At 43.5% G+C, this 22,895-nt stretch carries 16 protein-coding genes; 14 read left to right on the forward strand and 2 right to left on the reverse strand.

From position 1 onward, the window contains the following. Window positions 1-58: 58 nt before the first annotated feature. Window positions 59-1,651 (reverse strand): DUF6377 domain-containing protein, encoded by a 1,593-nt coding sequence (locus DWX23_RS16350; RefSeq protein ID WP_122375269.1) that lies wholly within the window; start codon window positions 1,649-1,651, stop codon window positions 59-61. Next, entirely contained in the window at window positions 1,648-2,559 is a 912-nt protein-coding gene (locus tag DWX23_RS16355) for an AraC family transcriptional regulator (RefSeq protein ID WP_122375270.1), read from the reverse strand. The genes DWX23_RS16350 and DWX23_RS16355 overlap by 4 nt, the downstream gene beginning before the upstream one ends. 187 nt (window positions 2,560-2,746) lie before the next feature. On the opposite strand from DWX23_RS16355, the gene DWX23_RS16360 reads away from it, so the two are divergent. The 14 genes from DWX23_RS16360 (at window position 2,747) to DWX23_RS16430 (ending at window position 22,891) form a co-directional block, all read left to right on the forward strand. Further along, complete coding sequence (locus DWX23_RS16360; protein WP_370450103.1) at window positions 2,747-4,414, forward strand: alpha/beta fold hydrolase; 1,668 nt, start codon at window positions 2,747-2,749, stop codon at window positions 4,412-4,414. A 9-nt stretch (window positions 4,415-4,423) separates the two neighbouring features. Further along, window positions 4,424-4,909 (forward strand): cupin domain-containing protein, encoded by a 486-nt coding sequence (locus DWX23_RS16365; RefSeq protein ID WP_122375272.1) that lies wholly within the window; start codon window positions 4,424-4,426, stop codon window positions 4,907-4,909. 518 nt (window positions 4,910-5,427) lie between these two features. Beyond that, window positions 5,428-7,272 carry a glycoside hydrolase family 13 protein gene (locus DWX23_RS16370; protein WP_122375273.1) on the forward strand — a complete coding sequence of 615 codons (1,845 nt, stop codon included), beginning with the start codon at window positions 5,428-5,430 and terminating at the stop codon, window positions 7,270-7,272. A gap of 24 nt (window positions 7,273-7,296) precedes the next feature. Further along, complete coding sequence (locus DWX23_RS16375; RefSeq protein WP_122375274.1) at window positions 7,297-9,507, forward strand: glycoside hydrolase family 97 protein; 2,211 nt, start codon at window positions 7,297-7,299, stop codon at window positions 9,505-9,507. A 57-nt stretch (window positions 9,508-9,564) separates the two neighbouring features. Further along, window positions 9,565-12,582 carry a TonB-dependent receptor gene (locus DWX23_RS16380; protein ID WP_122375275.1) on the forward strand — a complete coding sequence of 1,006 codons (3,018 nt, stop codon included), beginning with the start codon at window positions 9,565-9,567 and terminating at the stop codon, window positions 12,580-12,582. 12 nt (window positions 12,583-12,594) lie between these two features. Then, window positions 12,595-14,226, forward strand: a complete 1,632-nt coding sequence (locus DWX23_RS16385) for a RagB/SusD family nutrient uptake outer membrane protein (RefSeq protein ID WP_122352057.1) — start codon at window positions 12,595-12,597, stop codon at window positions 14,224-14,226. A gap of 21 nt (window positions 14,227-14,247) precedes the next feature. Continuing rightward, complete coding sequence (locus DWX23_RS16390) at window positions 14,248-15,414, forward strand: SusF/SusE family outer membrane protein (protein ID WP_122375276.1); 1,167 nt, start codon at window positions 14,248-14,250, stop codon at window positions 15,412-15,414. A 133-nt stretch (window positions 15,415-15,547) separates the two neighbouring features. Continuing rightward, complete coding sequence (locus DWX23_RS16395; RefSeq protein ID WP_122375277.1) at window positions 15,548-16,477, forward strand: DUF5106 domain-containing protein; 930 nt, start codon at window positions 15,548-15,550, stop codon at window positions 16,475-16,477. 24 nt (window positions 16,478-16,501) lie between these two features. Further along, window positions 16,502-17,287 carry a M48 family metallopeptidase gene (locus DWX23_RS16400; RefSeq protein WP_122375278.1) on the forward strand — a complete coding sequence of 262 codons (786 nt, stop codon included), beginning with the start codon at window positions 16,502-16,504 and terminating at the stop codon, window positions 17,285-17,287. A 280-nt stretch (window positions 17,288-17,567) separates the two neighbouring features. Further along, window positions 17,568-18,206, forward strand: coding sequence for a bifunctional nuclease family protein (locus DWX23_RS16410; RefSeq protein ID WP_122375279.1), 639 nt, complete (start codon window positions 17,568-17,570; stop codon window positions 18,204-18,206). Beyond that, complete coding sequence (locus tag DWX23_RS16415; protein WP_122375280.1) at window positions 18,203-19,519, forward strand: NupC/NupG family nucleoside CNT transporter; 1,317 nt, start codon at window positions 18,203-18,205, stop codon at window positions 19,517-19,519. The genes DWX23_RS16410 and DWX23_RS16415 overlap by 4 nt, the downstream gene beginning before the upstream one ends. Window positions 19,520-19,553: 34 nt before the next feature. Continuing rightward, on the forward strand, window positions 19,554-20,252 hold the full coding sequence (locus DWX23_RS16420) for a 16S rRNA (uracil(1498)-N(3))-methyltransferase (RefSeq protein WP_122375281.1): 699 nt from the start codon (window positions 19,554-19,556) through the stop codon (window positions 20,250-20,252). A gap of 282 nt (window positions 20,253-20,534) precedes the next feature. Next, the gene (locus tag DWX23_RS16425; RefSeq protein ID WP_122352065.1) at window positions 20,535-21,419 is read left to right on the forward strand and encodes an AraC family transcriptional regulator; all 885 of its coding nucleotides are present in this window, start codon (window positions 20,535-20,537) and stop codon (window positions 21,417-21,419) included. Window positions 21,420-21,655: 236 nt separating this feature from the next. Continuing rightward, the gene (locus DWX23_RS16430; protein WP_233587637.1) at window positions 21,656-22,891 is read left to right on the forward strand and encodes a cellulase-like family protein; all 1,236 of its coding nucleotides are present in this window, start codon (window positions 21,656-21,658) and stop codon (window positions 22,889-22,891) included. Window positions 22,892-22,895 lie beyond the last annotated feature (4 nt).

Below are 22,895 nucleotides of genomic sequence, written 5' to 3' on the forward strand. Positions count from 1 at the left end.
ATTATTTCCTTCCTTATAATAACGGAAGGCAAATGTAGTGATTTTATTTGAAATATGTTTACAGGACTGCTACCTGTTGTTCAAACTCTTCTTTATTCAGTGCCTTGCTTCTGACCTTGCTTCGGTAGGAATAAACCGTAGCCAGCGAATATCCCAGGAAATGGGCGATATTGCTACTGTCGTTTATTCCGAGCCGGATGAGGGCGAAGATGCGGAGTTCGGTCGATAATATCTCACCGGATTTAGGATATAATTTTCCTTCTTCCGTCATTAAGCCGTTAAAAGATTCGATGAAACGGGGGAAGAGCCGGAGGAATGATTTATCGAACTCGTTGTAGAAGTTTTTCCGCTCGTCGCGTATGAATTGTTCGGACTTGATCGTCTTGAACAAATCATCCAGCTTGGAGGCCATTGCCAGTTTGGCGAGTGAACGGCGATATGTATCCAGTTTATCCAGATAGATAACGCATTGGTTCAGGTAGAGTGCGATGTATTCTTCTTTTATTTTGCTGGCCTGGCTCAGTTCCTGGTTGATCTCCTGTAACTGTTCGTTGGCGGCACTGACTTTCTTACGCATAAACGACAGCTTTTTCATCTGGCGGTAGAGGTAAACGATGGTGATCAGTAAAAGGACCGCCATCAGGCTGATGCTGATAAGCAGGGTACGGGTAATCTGTTTCTCTTTCTGTATCTTTAGTTTATAAACTTTATCCACGATCGGGAAAAACTCGGTCACTTCGACTGAACGGAGACGGGCGTTGCAGGCAACGGCATCTTCCATCGAACAGCTCAGGTATTTGTATGCCCGTTCGATATCTCCCTTTTCAAACATGAGTAATGCCAGTTTTTGCAGGGATATATACTCACGTTTGGCTGCTTTCAGATCGCTGATCGCTGTTTGGGACAGGTAATAGATTTGTTTTTCCGTATCACCTTTTTGAGCGTATGCCTGGGATAGGTTATATAATATGTATATAGCGGATTCTGTGCCCTGAGCTTTTGTCAGTTCGTCGTTCATCAGGCGAATGGCTTCATCCGGATTACCGTTTACGATCAACTGGTCTGCCAGTACGATATTATGGTCGATGCCGTTTGGCGTAACAGCCAGGATCGAATCGCGGTAAGCATTTGTCTGGGCGATGTATTTATGACGGTCGTTCGTGCGGGTGTAATCGGCTATCCATCCATAGAAAGTACGGCTGGTATAATAATAATAAAGTAATGAGCCTTCACTAAGACTCTCTCTCTGTATTTGTTCCAGTTGTTCGGGAACTTCGTTATAAAGCCCCATGATACCGAGAACCTCTGCCCGGGCTATCCGCAGGTCATTCTTATAGGATAGGTTACGGAGTGAGTCGGTCAAAGCCTCTCTTCTTTCCAGGTAACGCAAGGCTGAATCTGCCTGGAAATGCAGATAGATACCGAATAAAGTTCCGTATAGTTCATATTTGCTTTCCAGCGAAGAGGTCGTTTTCAACAGACTTTTAATGCTATCGGCTTCCTGTTCCCGTTGCTGCTGGAAGAAAGGTTTCTGCGCAATCGTGCGATCCAGTTCTTTTAGCAGGGATAGATTCGTCTTGTCTTTTTCAGAAGCATAAGGCAACTGAATGCAGAACAGAAACAGGAGAATGGCTGATATCGTTTTAGTCATAGGAGTGTTTTTCTCAATGTTCTGTATTCATTTGGCGAATATCCGACGATACGCTTAAATGCCCTACTAAAATATTGTGGATATTGATACCCTAGAGCATAAGCAACATCACTGATTGATTTGGCCGGGTCGGCGAGTAACTCTTTTGCTGTATCCATTATTTTCGACAAGATATATTCCTGTGCAGAAGAACCGGTTACTTTTTTTATCAGATCTCCGAAGTAATTCGCCGATAAGTGTAGTTTTTCTGCACAATAAGCTACGGTCGGTGTTCCAAATAACTGGGGTTTATCCGACGTAAAATAATCGTTCAGCAACGCTTCGAAGGTGCTGAGCGTATCTTTATTCTCTTTTTTGCGGGTAATGAACTGACGATCATAAAACCGGGTACAATAATTGAGTAATAACTCGATAGCCGAGGCTATAATCAGGTTACTGTGCTTGTCCGTCGCTCCTTTGATTTCTTCATCGATCTTTATCATACAGTCGATAACGGTTTGTCGCTCCTGTTTCGAAAGGTGTAGTGCCTCATTGACAGCATAGGAAAAAAATGTATAGTCCTGCATATGACGTCCCAGGGGGGTGCCGTGTAACAACTCGGGTTGAAACGTCAACCACCACCCTTTGGGCTGAAATACTTCACCTGTATCGTCGTTACCGATAATCTGTCCCGGTGCGGCAAACACCAGTGTCTCCTCCTGAAAATCGTATAATTTTCGACCGTATTTAATCTGGTCGGCACATTTAATGTCTTTTAGATAAATGACATAGAATCCAATATTTTTACGGGTATGATGCAACGGTTTGATTTTCGACGCATCGATCACGCTGACCAATGGATGGGGAGTCTCTATACCCAAAAAATCATTGTAATCTTTGATCGTATTCAGCTTTATAATCTTCTCCATAACAGCATGTATCATTGTTTCTATACAAAAATAAGAAATATCTTCGGGTTGTCAGTCCTGATCTGTAATAATTATACACAGAACCGTAATTTATGACCGGTCAAAGCAGAAATATCAGACTAATTTTGCATCAGATAAAACAGATAAATAAATATTCAGAAGAATGAAAATAGAATCAAAATTAGTGATGACCCTGTTCTGTATCTTGTTTTGGTATGGAAATACGGTTGCACAAACTCCAAAAGTGGAACAAGAGATGGACAACAAACGACAACACATTGTAGAGGTCGCGACCCTTGTGGGTAAGGGAGACCTTCATCATTTGAAACCAGTCCTCGTTACGGGATTGGACGACGGAATGACCGTCAATGAACTCAAAGAGGTAATGGTACATACCTATGCTTATTGTGGATTTCCTCGGGTATTGCGCGGACTACAAACTCTTGTCGAGGTACTTGACGAACGCAAAAAAGAAGGTATCGAGGATAATTGGGGGCGGGAAGCATCGCCGATAACCGATACCCGCAGCAAGTACGAACGAGGACGGGATATATTGGCCGAGATATCAGGTGTACCTGCCGATGCGCCGAAAGCCGGTTATGCCGTACTGGCTCCCGAAATCGAAGTGTTCCTCAAAGAACATCTTTTTGCTGACCTCTTCGAACGGGACGTATTGACCTACCAGGAACGTGAACTGGCTACTGTTGCTGTAATCGCCTCACTTGGTAAAGGGGTGGAACCGATGCTGCGTAGCCACATGAATATTGCAATGAACATAGGTGTCACTTCCGACGAACTGCGCAATCTGTTTGCCGTAGTTCAGAGAAATATCGGTCGCAGTGAAGCCGATGCCGGACGACTGGTAATGAACGACCTACTGCACAGTAAGGGGTTGGCTGTATACTCCGATGCCCCGTCTCAGATATTGGATGATGGAGTGAAAGTGCAGAAAGTGGCTTTCCACAATCGTTTTCTGATAGACATTGCAGGTGATCTTTATCTGCCCAAAGATTACGATGAAACGAAGAAGTATGCTGCAATCATCGTCGGTCATCCCTTTGGCGGCGTAAAAGAGCAGACTTCGGGACTTCATGCCCGCAGGCTGGCGGAGCTCGGTTATGTAACGTTGGCTTTCGATGCTTCCTACTATGGCGAGAGTGGTGGCTATCCACGTCGTATAGAATCACCCGAAGTGCGTGTGGAAGATTTCAGTGCTGCGGTCGACTTTCTGTCGAATCACTCGGCTGTCGATGCCGATAAAATAGGTGTCATCGGTATCTGTGGGGGTGGCTGTTACTCTGTCAGTGCCACACAGATCGACCACCGTATCAAGGCACTTGCCACAATCAGCATGTACGACATGGGGCGTGCCAGGCGTCAGGGTGTTGGAGATTCGCAAACGTATGAGCAACGTATGGCAATTCTCGATGCCATCGGCGTTCAACGTACTGCAGAATACAGTGGTACTGCGCGCAAAGATATCCGTGCACTGCCTGAAAAAGTAGATGCCTCGACACCGAAGTTTGCGATCGACTTCCTCGATTATTACGATAATCCGGAACGTGGCCAGCATCCTAATTCCACGGGCTATTACTCCTACACGAGTCTTGCTCCGATGATGAACTTCTTTCCTTTTGCACAGATAGAAACCATCTCTCCGCGCCCGGTACTTTTTATTGTGGGTGAGAACGCCGTATCTGCCTATTTTTCAGAAGATGCCTATGCGAAAGCAGCCGAACCAAAAGAGTTGTTTGTCGTACCCGGAGCAACGCATGTGGATTTATACGACCAGCCGGAGTATCTGCAGATCACGCTTCCCAAACTGGATGCTTTCTTCAAACAATATCTGAAATAATATTTTGATATGAAAAAGATAACTTGCTTATTATTATTGGCTGTGGTACTTGGAGCCTGCATCCGGAAGCCGGTGAATAAGGTTGAAACAACCCAGCCTGCCGTATCTACTTCTATCTTTCCTAGAGGAAGTGCTATCGAAGGTGCTAACTTTAACGGTACGGCTTATCTTCAAAGGTTGATGACCGACAGTGAAACATTCGATGTCGTGGTGTCAGATGTGATATTCGAGCCGAAAGCCCGCAACAGTTGGCATTCGCATCCGGGTGGTCAGATCTTGATCGCCACTGCTGGTAAAGGCTACTATCAGGAGAAAGGGAAACCTATACAAGTATTGCATCCTGGTGATGTGGTTGCCATTCCTGCCGATGTAGTGCATTGGCATGGAGCGGCTCCCGACAGCAGTTTCACTCATATTGCTGTTAATACAAAAGTGCATTTGGGAGTAACCCAATGGTATGAACCTGTAACAGACGAAGAGTATAACAATAAATAACTATCTAAAAATATTGAATATGATAAGGTTTGGTTTAATATCGCTTTTATTTCTTTCGCTGACGACGATAGCAGCTTGTGTCAGATTGGAATAATCGAATGATAATCGGAGTATTTTTTATGAGTGCCTACCCGCTTACCAACCGATGCCTACCCATTTGCAAAAATACTTATGTTTTTTCAGAGAAATACTTACGTTTTTTCTTTATAGGGTGTTTGCCTTTTTCCTATAAAGTACGAGTGATTACTTTATGGGGAGTGAACTTGCTCCCTATATAGTGCTACGGTATCTCGCACTATAGTGTAATACCCAGTAATACTATAATGCTATCCCGTGTATCACTATAGTTCCAGGCTATAATTCTTTCTAATTAGTTTTGATTTTTATCCTGTTTGGTTGGGGTTATATTGTTGTAAATCAGATATAAGATGCTTTTATGAGTTTTGATTTTTTTTCTAGTGGAAGTTTCCGGTTGACCAACCTGCTACATTTGCTTCCGTTAACAAACAAATCATTCCATGAAACAAATTATTATTACGATTGTACTATGTCTGACCTTCAATCTGCCCTGGGTATCGGCTTTGAATGTGCAGAAAACAGAACCGGCATTCTGGTGGTCCGGTATGCAGAATACCGAATTACAGATTTTATTATACGGTAACGATATTTCTACAGATAATGTCTCTCTGTCGGCATCGGATATCCGTATCAAGGAAATTGTCTGGCTGGAAAATCCCAATTACTTGTTATTATATCTGGATTTGACAGAGACGGCTCCGCAACAATTCGATATCATTCTGAAGAAGAACGGTGAGCAGGCCGTTATTCCTTATCAGATCAAAGACCGCAAAGACAGTCCTGCCGGAGCGCAAGGTTTTGATGCTTCTGATGTATTATATCTGATCATGCCTGACCGCTTCGCGAATGGCAATCCCGACAACGACCGCGTTTCGGGGATGTTGGAGAATAAGGTAGACCGTTCCGATCCTTTTGCCCGCCATGGAGGTGATATTCAAGGAATAGAAAATCACCTGGATTACTTTACCGATCTGGGCGTGACAGCTATCTGGTTGAATCCCATTCTTGAAAACAATATGCGAGAAGGTTCTTACCATGGCTATGCAATCACCGATTATTATGCCGTCGACCCGCGTTTGGGTAGCAACCAGGAATTCTGTCGGATGGTAGAAGCTGCTCATAATAAGGGCCTGAAGATCGTAATGGATATGATCTTCAACCATTGTGGCAGCGAACATTTCTTCTTTAAAGATAAACCATCTGACAACTGGTTCAACTTCCAGGATAATTTTACACAGACCTCTTACCAGACCATGCCGCAAATGGATATACACCGTTCGGATTACGATAAGACGAAAAGTGTGGACGGCTGGTTCACCGAATCCATGCCCGACCTGAACCAACGGAATCGTCATGTCGCTACCTACCTGATACAGAATAGTATCTGGTGGATCGAATATGCCGGAATAGACGGTATCCGTCAGGACACACATCCGTATGCCGACTTTGAGATGATGGCGCGCTGGTGCCGGGCAGTCAAAGCGGAATATCCTGATTTCAATATTGTCGGTGAAACCTGGCTCGGTAGCAATGTCGGTGTTTCTTTCTGGCAGGAAGACAGCAAGGTGGCTTATCCCCGTAATTCTTATTTGCCTACCGTGATGGATTTTCCGTTGAACGGTCTGATGTCGTATGTTTTCGATGAGGAAACGAACGAGTGGGACAGGGGGCTGGCGAAGATTTACGATTATCTGTCACAGGATATTGTGTATGCTAATCCGATGAACCTTTTGGTATTCCTGGATAATCACGATACTTCGCGTTTCTATAAAACGACACCGTCTTCCGGTCTGAACCGTTACAAGCAGGCGTTGGCTTTCCTGTTGACTGTCCGTGGAATACCTCAGATCTATTACGGAACGGAAATAGTGATGGCCGGCGATAAGGCAAACGGCGACGGTGCTTTGCGTAACGACTTTCCCGGAGGCTGGAAAGGAGATAAAGTAAATGCATTCACTCCGGCAGGACGTGATTCGTTGCAGACGGAAGCATTCGCCTATATGCAGAAACTCCTTCGGTGGCGTGCCGGAAATGAAGTGGTCGCCAAAGGTTCCTATAAACATTTCATTCCGCGCAACGGCGTTTATGTCTACGAAAGACGATTGGGTAACCGTTCTGTTGTCGTTCTCCTGAACGGTACGGATGAAAAGAAAATGCTTGACCTTGCTCCCTACCGGGAAGTGCTTCCTGCCTCTTCGGCAAATGAACTGCTGAGTGGTAAGAATATCCGGTTGGATTCCTCCCTGTCTCTTTCTGCAAGAGATGTTATGATCCTTGAATTTTAATGTTAATATAAATCATATAACACCATGAAACGTAGTATTTTGTTTTTGGCCGCACTGTTTGGCTGCTGTGCGGTGTCGTATGCCCAGCAATTACTCTCACCGGATGGAAATCTGAAAATGACTTTCAAGCTGGATGAAAAGGGCGCACCGGTTTATGACCTGAGTTATAAACAGAAAGAAGTGATCAAACCCAGTAAACTAGGGCTGGAGTTGAAGAAGGAAGATGCGGATGCCGCTGTCGACTTCGAGTTCAAACAACGCAAAGATGTTGCTGCGTTGGATAAAAAGACGAACCTGTATGACGGATTCAAAATAACGGATACCCGCACGGCTGCTTTCGATGAAACCTGGCAACCGGTATGGGGAGAAGAAAAAGAAATTCGTAATCAGTATAACGAGCTGGCCGTTACGTTGGATCAACCGGCAAACGACCGTTCTATCATTATCCGTTTCCGCCTGTTCAACGATGGGTTAGGGTTCCGTTATGAATTTCCGCAGCAGAAAGAGCTGAATTATTTCGTGATCAAAGAGGAAAAGTCACAGTTTGCCATGGCAGGCGACCATAAGGCGTTCTGGCTCCCGGGTGATTATGACACACAAGAATACAGTACGGTTACTTCCCGTCTGAGCGAAATCCGCGGGTTGATGAAGGAAGCCGTTACGCCTAACTCTTCACAAACACCTTTCTCCCAGACTGGCGTTCAGACGCCGTTGATGATGAAATCGGAGGATGGTTTGTATATCAACCTGCATGAGGCAGCATTGGTAGACTATTCTTGTATGCACCTTAATCTGGATGATAAGAATATGGTCTTCGAATCCTGGCTTACTCCGGATGCCAAAGGGGATAAAGGATATTTACAAACACCTTGTCAGTCTCCGTGGAGAACGGTTATCGTAAGTGACGATGCGCGTGATATTCTGGCTTCACGTATCACTCTGAACTTGAACGAACCTTGTAAACTGGAAGATGTTTCCTGGATCAAGCCGGTTAAATATATCGGTATCTGGTGGGATATGATCACCAATAAAGGAACATGGGCTTATACGGATGAATTAAGCAGTGTCAAGTTGGGCGAAACGGATTACACAAAGGTGAAACCGAACGGCCGCCACTCTGCTAATACAGCTAATGTGAAGCGTTATATCGACTTTGCCGCGGCCAATGGTTTCGACGCCGTCCTGGTGGAAGGATGGAATGAAGGTTGGGAAGACTGGTTCGGAAAGAGCAAAGATTATGTATTCGACTTCGTAACTCCTTATCCTGATTTCGATGTACAGGAAATCCATCGTTATGCGGCAAGTAAAGGCATCAAGATGATGATGCACCATGAAACTTCGGCTTCCGTACGTAACTATGAACGTCATATGGACAAAGCGTATCAGTTCATGGTAGACAACGGATACAACAGTGTGAAAAGCGGTTATGTCGGTGATATCATCCCTCGCGGCGAACATCATTACGGACAGTGGATGTGTAACCATTATCTGTATGCTGTAAAGAAAGCAGCTGATTATAAGATTATGGTAAACGCCCATGAAGCCACCCGTCCGACCGGCCTGTGCCGTACGTACCCGAACCTGATCGGAAACGAATCGGCTCGCGGAACCGAGTATGAATCGTTCGGAGGTAATAATGTCGACCATACCACGATCCTCCCATTTACCCGTCTGATCGGCGGACCGATGGATTATACACCGGGTATTTTCGAAACGCATTGCAGTGTGATGAATCCGTCGAACACTTCACAGGTCCGTTCTACGTTGGCACGCCAATTGGCTCTTTACGTAACGATGTACAGCCCGCTTCAGATGGCTGCAGATATTCCCGAACATTACGAACAATATGCCGATGCTTTCCAGTTCATCAAAGATGTTGCCCTCGATTGGGACAAATCTCTTTATCTGGAAGCTGAGCCGGGTGATTATATCACGATTGCACGCAAGGCAAAGGGGACAGGTGATTGGTTTGTCGGTTGTACGGCAGACGAGAACGGACATGACTCCCGCCTTTCTTTCGACTTCCTCGAGCCGGGTAAGAAATACATCGCGACTGTATATGCAGATGCGAAAGATGCCGACTGGAAAAATAATCCACAGTCCTATACGATTAAGAAAGGGCTGTTGACAAACAAGAGTAAATTGAATTTGAAGGCTGCCAGCGGTGGTGGCTATGCCATCAGTATCTTTGAGGTAAAAGACCAGAAAGATATAAAAGGGTTAAAAAATCTATAAGGTAAAAGGATTGTTAAGGTTATTAAGTAAACTTGTAAAGAACTTAAATTTAAGCACATGAAACATTTAAGGTTTAAATCTTTGTTGATGCTCATCGCAGGCTTGTGTATGTCCATCTCTGTGTTTGCACAGCAAATAACGGTGAATGGAGTTGTGAAAGATCCTACAGGAGAACCGGTTATCGGGGCAAATGTCATTATAAAAGGGACAACGAACGGTACAGTCACGGATGTAGACGGTAAGTTTATGTTGGCCGCTTCCAAAGGAGATATTATCTCTGTTTCATTTATCGGATATAAAATGCAGGAACTGCCTGCCGCATCCAATATGAACATTCTTTTGGCGGAAGATTCCCAGATGCTGGAAAACGTAGTCGTTATCGGTTACGGTACGGTAAAGAAGAATGATGCGACCGGGGCGGTGACGGCAATCAAGCCGGACGAGAAAAACAGAGGTGTACAGGTCAGTCCGCAGGATATGTTGATGGGGAAAGTGGCCGGTGTGTCGGTCGCTTCTTCAACAGGGCAACCGGGCTCCTCTTCGTCGATTCGTATTCGTGGCGGTTCTTCCTTGTCTGCCAAGAACGACCCGTTGGTGGTTATCGACGGGGTGATTATGAATAACAGTGCTCCTGACGGCTTAAGCAATCCGTTGAGTACGGTCAATCCGGCTGATATCGAATCGTTCACCGTATTGAAAGATGCTTCGGCTGCCGCTATTTACGGTTCACGTGCATCGAATGGCGTGATTATTATTACAACCAAAAAAGGGAAAAGCGGTAGCGTAAAGATCAATTATTCGGGAAATGTATCGATCAGTACGAAACGTAATAAGGTCGATGTCATGAGCGGAGATGAATACTGGGACTATATAACTAATTCACCGAATGTTACGGAGGGTATGCTGACAGCATTGGACCTGCATCCGGGTGTAAGTACGGACTGGCAGGATGAAGTTTTACGTACGGCTGTTTCTACTGACCATAATCTCAGTGCGTATGGTTCGGTTAAAGAGTTTATGCCGTACCGTGTATCTTTCGGTTATACCGATCAAAACGGTATTCTGAAAACTTCTAACTTCCAGCGGTATACCGGAAGCCTTTCTTTGACTCCTTCTTTGTTTAACGATCATCTGAATGTGAATCTGAACGCAAAAGGCGTTTATATCAAGAACCGTTTTGCCGATACGGGGGCTTTGGGTAGCGCAGTAGCTTTCGATCCTACCAAACCTGTTTATAACAATAGTAAATATGGTGGTTTCTTTACCTGGACGGGCGATTATACGCCTGACGGAACCCGTTCGACTTCTGCCGGTGTGAATCCTGTGTCTATGCTGGAAATGGTAGACGACCGTTCGACTGCCAAATCGTTTATCGGAAATGCCCAGTTCGATTATAAGTTTCATTTCCTGCCCGAACTTCGTGTCAACATGAATATGGGGATCGACTATACTTCCGTGGAAGGTAAGAAGTATGTAGACCCGAATGCTCCCGGTTCTTATCAGCCGGACGATGATGCGACCGGAAGCCGTAATATCTATAATAATTCGCACAACAATAAGATATTTGATCTGTATGGCCAATATTCAAAGGACTTTGAATCCATATCCAGCCATTTCGATGTAATGGCTGGATATTCTTACCAGAGTTATCGTACGAAAACGGATAAAGTGACTTATTATCTGTCACGCCGTCCGGAAACATTCGGCCAGAATACAACGGTAAGCAATGAATATAAGGAAACAGATACGAAATATGTATTGGCCTCTTTCTACGGTCGTATGAATTACTCGTTGATGAACAAGTATCTGTTGACTTTTACCTTACGCGACGACGCTTCGTCTCGTTTTGCCAAAAATAAGCGTTGGGGACTTTTCCCTTCATTGGCGTTAGGCTGGAAGCTGAATGAAGAATCTTTCCTGAAAGATTTCAACAGTCTGGATGAACTGAAGTTACGTCTGGGTTGGGGTGTTACCGGACAACAGGATATCAACCAGGGCGATTATCCGTATCTTTCTTTTTATCGGGAAGGGAAAGGCGGTGCCATGTATCCTATCTATGATGCAGCCGGGAATGTGACCTGGGTGAATGTGATAGCTCCGACAGCGGCTAATCCGAACCTGAAATGGGAAACAACGACAACGTATAATGTGGGTGTCGATTATAGTTTTCTGAACAACCGGATCAGCGGTTCTGTAGATGGGTATATCCGTAAGACCAAAGACCTGATCAATGCGGAAGTAAATGTTCCTGCCGGTACCGACTTCGCCGAATATGTAGTTTCGAATATCGGTTCGTTGGAGAATAAAGGTTTTGAGTTTTCTATCAACACTCGCCCGGTGGTAGGAAAAGATTTCAACTGGGATCTGGGATTCAATATCGCTTATAACAAAACAAAGATCACTGAACTGACTTACAACGACAATTCGGATTCTCCGGGTAAACGTTTTGAATCGACCGGTGGTGACGGTGGTCTGCGTCTGAAAATTCACAGTGTGGGATATGCTCCCGGTTCCTTCTATGTATTTCAGCAGGTGTACGACAAAGACGGTAACCCGATAGAAGGGGAATATGTAGACCGTAACGGCGACGGTGTAGTGAACGATAATGATTTGTATCGTTACAAAAATCCGGTAGCCGATGTAATGATGGGTTTCAATTCCAAATTCAGTTATAAAAACTGGGATCTTGGGTTTAACGGACGTATCAGCCTGGGGAATTATAACTTTAATGCGACAGCTGCCAATGCTGCTCTCGGTGTAAATGAAGTGTTTGGTAATAATGCATTGAGCAATAAGCCTACATCGGCGTTGAAGACCGGTTTCCAGACTCGCCAGCGTTTATCTGATTACTATATCCAGAATGCTTCGTATCTGAAGATCGACAATATCACATTAGGGTATAATGTAAATAAGTTCCTTGCCACAGGCTGTAATGCCCGTTTTTATGCTACGGTTCAGAACCCGATCGTCATCACTAAATATGACGGACTGGACCCGGAAGTAAATGACGGTATGGATAACAATGTGTATCCGCGTCCGATCACTGTTTTATTCGGAGTTAACATTAATTTCTAAATTGTATAGATCATGAAACTGAAAAAATATATATCGTTATTCATCGCTTCTTGTAGTTGTGTCTGGGCAACCTCTTGCCTGGGTGATCTGGATCAGGAACCGATATTGGATAAATCGAGCGCATCCATTCATAATGAAGCGGATTGTCAGGCATTCCTTGCCAAAATCTATTCCGGTTTCGGCCTGTCGGGAAATTCTTCCGACCCGAATGTGGAACCGGACCTGCAGGGTGGGGATCAGGGTTCGCTGGTTTTCCTTCGCGGACTGCTTTCCATGCAGCTTTTCCCTACGGATGAGGCCATCTGGAACTGGACAGACGAAGGTATCGTGGAACTTTGCGAGATCGACTGGGACTATACCTTGCCCTATGCATATACCTTTTATCAGCGTGCCATGTTGAACGTCCGCTATTGTAAAGAGTTTCTGGATGTTTATCATGCCGATAGCGATATTAAAGATATTCAGAAATACCGGGATCAGGTACGTGGCTTGCGGGCAATGAACTATTATTACCTGATCGACCTTTATCGCAATCCGGGTGTTGTCTGGGATGACAGTCCTACGGATGATAAATCGTGGAAACCTTCGCAGATAGGAGCAGAAGCATTGTTTGAAAAGGTGGTGAATGAACTTGTCGACCTGTCTGAGAACGGTGATCTCGATGAAACACCTTCTATGGCAACGTATGGCCGCATCACCAAACCGGTAATCAATACCTTGTTAGCCAAGATGTATCTGAACGCCGAAGTGTATACAGGTACACCGATGTACGATAAAGCGGCTACTTATGCCAAGAAAGTGATCGATGCCGGTTTTGGCCTGGAGGATAATTATGCGAACCTTTTCTGTGGTGAGAACCATCTGACCGGTATCCATAAAAATGAGATCATCTATGCCATACCTTTTGACAATGTCAATGCAAAAAGTTATGGAAGCACGATTGTCTTGACTGCCGGTGCTTTCGGTGGCGACCTCGACCAGACGTGGTTTGGTATGTCTTCTTCCTGGACTTGCCTGAAACCGACACGGCAAATGATCGAATTCTTTGACGAAAGCCCGGATGCCGGAACCGATAGTCATGGAAGCCGGATCAAGAAAGATAAACGGTATGCTTTTTACGATGGTGCCGGAAAACGAACACCTGAATCAAAGATGCAGGACTGGGATTCCGGTTATCTCTGCTATAAATTCACTAATCTGGGATGGGATGGCGCTGCTGTAACACCGACTCCTGATCCGAACACAGACTTCCCTTTGTTCCGTCTGGCCGATATTTATCTGATCTATGCCGAATGTGCAGTCCGTAATGCTGCCGGAACCAGTAAAGAACAGGCTGTTGAATATGTGAACAGATTGCGTGAACGTGCTTATGGCGACCAGAGTGGAAACATTTCTCTATCCGATCTGTCTCTCGACTTTATCCTCGATGAACGTGCCCGTGAATTATATTGGGAAGGACAACGCCGTTCAGACCTGGTGCGTTTCGGTAAATTTACCAGAGATTACGCCTGGGCTTATAAGGGCGGTACACTTGAAGGTGTTGCCAATCTGGACAGCCGTTTTAATGTGTATCCTATCAGCGACCGTGATCTGACGGCTAATCCGAACCTGAAACAGAACACCGGCTACGAATCTTTGAAATAATAACGATTAATCTGAAAGAAAATGAAGAAACTGAATATATTCATGCTGCTTTTAGCTGGTTCCCTGTTATGGACCGGATGCAGCAACGACAGAGACGATAATCCTGTTTTTCAGGAGCCGACCGGGTTCAATCTGAATACACCGGAACAAGTATCCGGTATATATGACCTGCAGAATATTTCGTCTGTCGACCTGACATGTGTACAGCCTGACTATGGCTATGCAGCCGGAACAACTTATAGAGTACAACTATCTTTGGAAAATACCTTCAAAGAAGCCGATGAGGCAACCGGTACAACTGCTAACTATGTAACTTTGTCTACAACTTATCCCCGTCCGGAATTGAAAGTAGATGCAGTTGAGTTTGCAATGGCTTTACTGGATTTATGGAAAGCAGCCAACGAAAATACAGAACTTCCGGAAACACCTATGGCGGTGTATGTCCGTCTGAATGCGGCTTTATCCAATAACGGGATGGGGCAGATCTCGTCCAATGTTATTGAGTTACCGCAGGTTCTGGGATATAACGTAGAGCCTCCCGTATCTTTACCGGGGCAGATGTTTTTAGTCGGTGACTTTGCATCCGGTAGCAGTTGGGGTAAATGGGTTGAAATGATTCCGGTAACGGATACTCCGGGTAAGTTTTGGTCTGTTCAGTATTTCGGAGGCAATAATGTAATGAAGTTCAATGCACAGCCTACGTGGGACGGTAATCAGGTCGCTTATTCGGAAGGTCTTGTCCCTGCTGAATCGGCCTCTTTAGCCGGAGTGTCCGGCGTGGATGACGGTAGTGGCGGAATGAATATCGGCGTAAAGAATGCAGGTTGGTATATTGTGGTGGTTACTACGGCATTGGAAGGTAAAAATCTGAATTATATATTGGAATTTCTCTCTCCGGATATCTACGTAACAGGTGATGTTTCAGGAGGTTGGGATACCTTCGATGATGCTCGTAAGTTTACGGTACCTTCCGGTGAAGGTGAGTTTGTTTCACCTGCTTTTGTTGCAAACGGAAATTTGCGCCTTTGTGTCAAATTACCGTCGACAGACTGGTGGCGAACCGAATTTATGGTCATGAACAATAAGATTGAGTATCGGAAGAACGGAGGTGATCAGGAGGCTGTAAGTGTATCGGTCGGTCAAAAAGCCTATCTGAACTTCCTGGATGGCTCCGGTCGTATCAGATAAAGAACTTTGCAATACCTGATATAATTCGTTTGGTATAGTATTCTGTTTTCGAGGGCGTCATAAATATTTATGGCGCCCTCGTGAATATTTATGGCGCGTAACTGTTATATTTGCAGTACAAAAACATAAAGATATGATAGTCAGAATACTTTGTCTGCTGGTATTTGCGTTGATTTTTAGCTCATGTCATGGTCAGCAAACTGTAAAAACAGGAAAAAAGGATACAACACCGAAAAGCTTTGAAATGGTAGCTGTCCCAAGTATGATCACCGATCCGGGTGAACGGGCGAAATATCTGGTACAGCATTATTGGGATAAATTTGATTTTACCGATACGGCTTATATCCATCTACCGGATATAACGGAACAGGCACTTACAAACTATATCGACCTGATGAAATATGTATCTCCGGAAGTAGCGTCTTCGTCTATCAAAGGAATGATGCATAAGGCGACTGCTGATAGTACTTTCTTTGCTCATATGGCCGGTTTATATGAGAAGTACTTGTATGATCCTAATTCTCCGATGCGTGATGAGTCGTTATATATACCGGTTTTGGAATCGATTCTGGCTGCTCCGGTTTTTGATGAAGTGAATAAGATACGTCCGGCCCATTTATTGGAACTGGCATTGAAAAACAGAGTAGGAGAACCTGCTACGGATTTTACTTATACGCTTGCCGACGGAAAGACGGGTACATTATATAATGTAAAGGCAGACTACCTGTTATTATTCTTTTATAATCCGGATTGTCACGCTTGTAAAGAAATTACAGGACAGTTGTTGTCTTCACCGCTGATCTCGGGTTTGCAGACAAACAAAAAACTGAAGATCCTGGCTGTTTATCCGGACGAAGATCTGGAAGCATGGCGAAAGCACATACCGGATGTTCCGGCAGAATGGATAAATTCTTACGATAACACAGTGAGCCTTAAAAATGATGAAATATATGATTTGAAAGCGATTCCTACGCTTTATCTGCTGGATAAAAACAAAAAAGTTATATTGAAAGATGTCACACTTAACCAGTTGATGGAATTTTTACAAATGCAAACAAACTAAGTATGTAAATAAACAAATTGAAGTATGAGAACAACGTTATTATCATTAGCCTTTTTGGCAGGGATTAGTCTGACTGCATCTGCCCAGTTCAAGATCGGAGGAAAAACCATTAATACTAAGAAAGTTGTCGGTGCCGCGACCGATGTGGCAAAAGCGATCACACTTAGTGATACCGATATTGCCAATATGAGTCGCGAATATATCGAGTGGATGGATACGCATAATGAAGTGGCCGGACCTGATACGGAAATGGGAGCACGTCTGGAACGTCTGACCAAAGATATAAAAGTGGATGGCTTGGTTCTGAATTTCAAAGTGTATAATGTAATCGACGTCAACGCTTTTGCCTGTGGTGACGGAAGTGTACGTGTTTGTGGCGGATTGATGAAGATAATGGATGACAATGAAGTGATGGCTGTTATCGGGCATGAGATCGGTCATGTACTTCATTCCGATTCTAAAGATGCTATGAAGAACGCTTATCTGACTTCGGCAGCCAAAAATGCGGCAGGGGCAACCAGCGATGTTGTTGCTAAGTTGTCTGATTCTCAGTTAGGCGACCTGGCTACGGCTTTGGCTGGTGCACAGTATTCGCAGAAGCAGGAAAATGAAGCGGATGATTACGGTTTTGAGTTTAGTGTAGCTAATGGATATGATCCTCACAGCATGCATGATTCATTGGCTAAATTGTTGGAGTTGAGTGCAGATGCACCTAAGTCGTCCAAGTTTCGTCAGCTCTTTTCCAGCCATCCGGAAACGGAGAAACGGGTTCAGCGAATGAAAGAGAAAGCAGACAATTATACAAAGTAGTACGTATATTATGTTATCGTCTCTTAAACGGGTGGAGTCTTTACTGAAATATTGCTAAAACAATCTTCTTTTATGCCGAAAAAGTATGTTGGATAACATAAAAGTGCATATATTTGCACTGTGTTTTTCATGGTATTAGATTTAAGGTTAGCAATGAAGATTGGTTGTCGGGAGACAACCTTTTCTTTTTTATATACCTTACTGAATCATTTTCAGCCTTTCTCCCTTTTAATTCCGAAATAATATTACTTTTGTATAGTGACTATAAAATTTATGTGGTGTGGATGCAAAAATAAAATTACGGGTTCAGGGGCTAACGAATAGTCAGATCCAGTCTGGGGCTTATGCTTTGATACTGGCGGAAGAAAATGGAGCCCGTCGTATACCTATTATAGTAGGGACCTCAGAGGCGCAGTCTATTGCTATTGCGTTGGAACATATTACGCCTCCCAGACCTCTTACGCACGATTTATTTGTGACTTTTGCACAGGCTTTTGCTATTCAGTTGCGAGAGGTTTTCATTTATAAATTCGAAGACGGGGTTTTTTATTCGGAACTATTGTTTGACGATGGTATTACCCAGATACGTCTTGACTCCCGCACATCGGATGCGATAGCGATCGCTCTTCGTGTGAAATGTGATATCTATACAACAGAACAAATTGTTTCTGAATGCGGTGTGGTTTTGGAGGAAGCTACATTGTTGGAAGATAAGGACGATGATGAATATTCTTTGCTGGATAAAGAGCCTGAAGATATAGAAGATGAGGCGGAGTTAAAGAAATGGCTTTCTCTTTTGGATGAAGAAGAATTGAGTGAACGGCTGGAAGAAGCGATTGCCGATGAGAATTACGAATACGCCAAGATGTATAAAGATGAGATACGTCGACGTGAAGAAGAAGAGGGGAACGCCAAATGATAGATCAACAGAGCGGGATCAGCTTTGAATCCCTTTTACGTGGAATATTAGGGATTGTAACGGTTCTGGCTGTGGCTTACGCTTTGAGTCAGGATCGGAAACGGATCGATTGGAAGTTGATCGGAGGAGGTCTGGTCATGCAGATCATATTTGCTTTGGCAGTTCTTTATATTCCTTTTGTGGGAACCGCTTTGGAATGGATAGGAAGAGCTTTTATCAAACTGATGGATTTTACGCAGGCAGGTGTAGGTTTTTTATTGGGACCGTATGCCACTAAAAGTAATGGCTTTATTTTCTTGATCCATTCATTACCGGTTGTTATATTTTTTTCTGCGTTGGTGTCACTCTTTTATCATTGGGGTATTATTCAGCGTGTAGTAGGAGCTTTTTCCTGGGTATTACGGAAGTTTATGAATATTTCCGGAGCGGAAGGACTGGTGACTTCCGGTAATATATTTATGGGAATGACAGAATCTCCCGTACTTATAAAGAATTATTTGCCGGCAATGAATCGGTCTGAAATATTTCTGGTTATGGTATCGGGAATGGGAACGATTGCCGGAACAGTAATGGCTACTTATATAGGAATGCTTTCGGGAGGAGATCCGGTTGCACGGGTTTTGTTTGCCAAGCATCTCATCTCAGCATCGTTGATGGCTGCTCCCGGATCGATCGTTTTGGCGAAGATGCTTTGTCCTCAGACAGAAGTTGTAGTTGATCAGGCTGCGAGTCTGGAAAAGGGTAGTTCTCATCCGACGGCATTGGATGCGTTGGCTTCCGGAACGTCAACAGGGATTCGGTTGATGGTTAATATAGCAGCCATGTTGCTGGTCTTCATTGCGTTGGTCGCATTAGCCAATTACTTGCTGGAAGGTTTGTTGGGGCGCTATACCGGATTGAATGAATGGATTGTCTCGGTGACTGACGGGAAGGCTCATGGATTGACGTTCCAGTTTATTCTGGGAATAATTCTTGCGCCGTTCATGTGGTTGATCGGTATTCCGTCACCGGATATTATGTTGGTAGGCTCTTTGCTGGGGCAGAAGACTATCCTGAATGAATTTGTCGCTTATTTTCAGTTGCAGGAATGGAAAGATGCCGGTATGTTTATGTACCAGAAATCGATTTTGATGTCTACTTATATATTATGTGGTTTTGCCAATATCTCGTCTATCGGGATTTTATTAGGTGGAATGGGAGTGCTGGCTCCGGAAAAAAAGGAGATGATTACTCGTTTCGGCTTTCCTGCCATGATTGCCGGAGCTTTGGTATCAGTTCTTTCCGCTACGATTATTGGCATGATACTCGGGTAATTGATCATTGAAAGTTGAAAATTGATAATTTGAGATGCAGATATTTTATACGCCGGATATAGCGGTGAATCCTGAATTACCGGAAGAAGAAGCCGGTCATTGTATTCGTGTGCTTCGTTTGAGTGAAGGAGACGAGATTCTGTTGACAGACGGTAAAGGCTTTTTTTATAAAGCGGCCATCAGTCGTGCCCATCATAAACATTGTGAAGTTTCTATTCTGGAAAGTTGGGAACAACCTGCTTTGTGGAATTTTCATCTTCATATTGCCGTCGCACCTACAAAAAATATGGATCGGATGGAATGGTTTACGGAAAAGGCTACCGAGATAGGTATTGATGCGATCACTTGCCTGAACTGTCGTTTCTCGGAACGGCGCGAAATTAAACCGACCCGTTTGGAGAAAATATTGGTCAGTGCGATGAAGCAGTCACAAAAAGCGACCTTACCGGAATTGACCGGTATGATTGATTTTAAGACCTTTGTAAAACAACCGTTTGAAGGTCGTAAATTTATTGCCCATTGTGAAGAAGCTGAGAAAAAATTGCTGAAACAACTTTATCATCCGGGAGAGAATGCTTTGGTTCTGATTGGGCCGGAAGGTGATTTCAGTCCTGAAGAGATAGAATTGGCTTTACAGCAAGGATTTGAACCGATCTCATTAGGAGAGAGCCGTTTGCGGACGGAAACTGCCGCGTTGGTAGCTTGTCATACGATACATGTATTGAATCAGTAACAGCATATAGAGACAGAAAAAAGGATATGTTAACCGAAAGGATTCTTTTGGTTCATATCCTTTTTTTATTTTTCTTTGGATCATTCTTTAGTATTCTAACGGAAAAGGAGGGGATAAATAGTAGCTGATAGCTAAACATTGATAGCCGTTTTTTGCACGAATGGTAAAATACTATGATTTTATGTGAATATCGTAGAAATAACAAAATATGCTTGATCGTATATTTGTGCAAGTGACATGAGTATACTATTTGACAACCTTTTTCTTTAATAATTTAATATTATGATACCACTTTATCAGGAATTACCATTTACAAGTAATAGTTACATAAACTTCTATAAAGAGGATCTGCCGCATTTCATTGTTCCGTGGCACTATCATCCGGAAATAGAAATTATGTATATACTGGAAGGTACCGGTACACGTTTTGTAGGAGATCATATTGACAGATACCAGGAAGGTGATGTTTGTATGGTCGGTCCTAAACTGCCGCATGAATGGAGGAATGACGATGAATTCTTCAAACAGGGGGCAGGATTGAAAGCATCCTGCTTGTGTCTCTTTTTCCTGAAAGATATTTTTGAAGAAAACCTGATCCGCTTGCCGGAAATGCAAAATATACGTCAGTTGATAGAGCGTTCCAGGCGGGGAATAAAATTTATGGGTAAGTCTAGGGATGCCATAGGTTCTTTTATTCAACGATCGGTGAGTGATACAGGGGCTACCCGTATCATTAATTTCATCTCATTGCTGGAAATGATGGCTACAACGGACGAATATGAATTACTTGCCAGTGTGGGGTTTACAGAATCTGTCAATTCATCGGATTTTGAAAGATTTGATAAAGTTTACCAGTATATGATGAAGAACTTTACGAAACCCATCAAACTGGAAGAGGTCGCATCTTTGGTCGGTTTGACACCTAATGCCTTTTGCCGTTATTTCAGAGGACGGACCAAGAAGACGTTTGTCCAGTATTTGAATGACATACGTATAGGTCATGCTAAAAAGCTTTTGATAGAGGGACGTATGAAAATCTCCACATTAAGTATGGAATCCGGTTTTAATAATCTGTCGAACTTTATAGAACAGTTTAAACGTTCCACTCAAATGTCGCCATCTGAATATCAGAAAAAATTCGGAGTGAAGAACCAAAAAGTTATCTGATGCAGAAATTATGGTAAAATACCAGAATTATACGCAAGAATCAAGAAAAGAAATAGAGCTAACTGATTATATCTTTGCAATATAGATATATCGAAATGTAGTTAACAGTTATAATTCTAATAAGAAAGCCTATGGATGCAACAGTTTTTTGAATGAACAGTTTTGAGTGAAAAATACAAATTATCCCGTTTTTAGTAATGAATATGGACAGAAGGAATTTTATAAAACATACTACTATGGCTACTTTAGGTGGTCTTGCTTCTTTTGAAACATTAAGAGCTTCTTCTTATGACAGAATAGCAGGAGTCTCTGAAACAAGTAAAAATAAAGTATCGCCTCGTGCCATTACCATGTGGGACTTTTCCTGGTTGGAACGCCGCTGGCCTGGTGCCGGTTACGAAGATTGGGATAAAGTATTGGATGAATTGCTGGAACGGGGTTATAATGCTATACGTATCGATGCTTACCCACATTTGATAGCAGAAGATCCGACCAAAAAATGGATGTTGAACGAAGTTTGGAATCAACAGGTTTGGGGTAGTCCGGATCTGAACGAAGTTCAGGTTCAGCCCAACTTGAATAAGTTTCTTGAAAAATGTAAGGAGCGTGATATTAAAGTCGGACTTTCATCCTGGTATCGTCAGGATGTAGATGACATCCGGATGAAAATAACGACCGCCGATAAAATGGCTGATTGCTGGATCTCGACTCTCAGGACCATAGAGACAGACGGCTTGTTGGATACGGTATTATATGTGGATTTGTGTAATGAATGGCCGGGTAATTTGTGGGCACCTTTTTTCTCTTCCCGGTATCCGCATGTTGTGTGGGGACAATGGCATAAAGAAGAGTCTCTCCAATGGATGAAACATGCCTTGACCCGGATGAGGAAAGAATATCCGGATATGCCTTTCCTTTTCTCTTTCGATAACGGAGATGTTTTAAAATATGAAGAAATAGACACTTCTTTTTTGGATTTGTATGAGCATCATATATGGATGGTACATCAGAATAATAGCGAGTTCTATAAACTCGTTGATTATAAAGATGGACAATATTCTCCTGAAGCGTATAAAAAAGTAGTCAAAGTAGCAGAAAAGCTTTATAAGGAAAAACCTTCCTACTGGCAAAAGTTATTGACGGATAAAATAGAGCTAACTGGAAAAATAGCAAAGAGAACGGGCCGTCCCCTTATTACGACAGAATGTTGGGGGATTGTGGATTACAAAGACTGGCCTTTACTGAATTGGGATTGGGTGAAGGAACTTTGTGCACTGGGTACGGTAACTGCAGCTCAGACAGGCATGTGGGCAGGGATAGCGACCAGTAATTTTTGTGGACCTCAGTTTGTCGGCATGTGGCGTGATGTAAAATGGCATCAGAATTTGACAACAATAATCAAATCGGCTATACTGGATGAATCTATTATCATGAACAATGAAGTTGCCGCGAAGTTATTGAGGCGGCTTTAGGTTT

The organism is Parabacteroides sp. AF18-52 (assembly GCF_003479145.1).
In the GTDB taxonomy this organism is placed as follows: Bacteria; Bacteroidota; Bacteroidia; order Bacteroidales; family Tannerellaceae; genus Parabacteroides; species Parabacteroides faecis.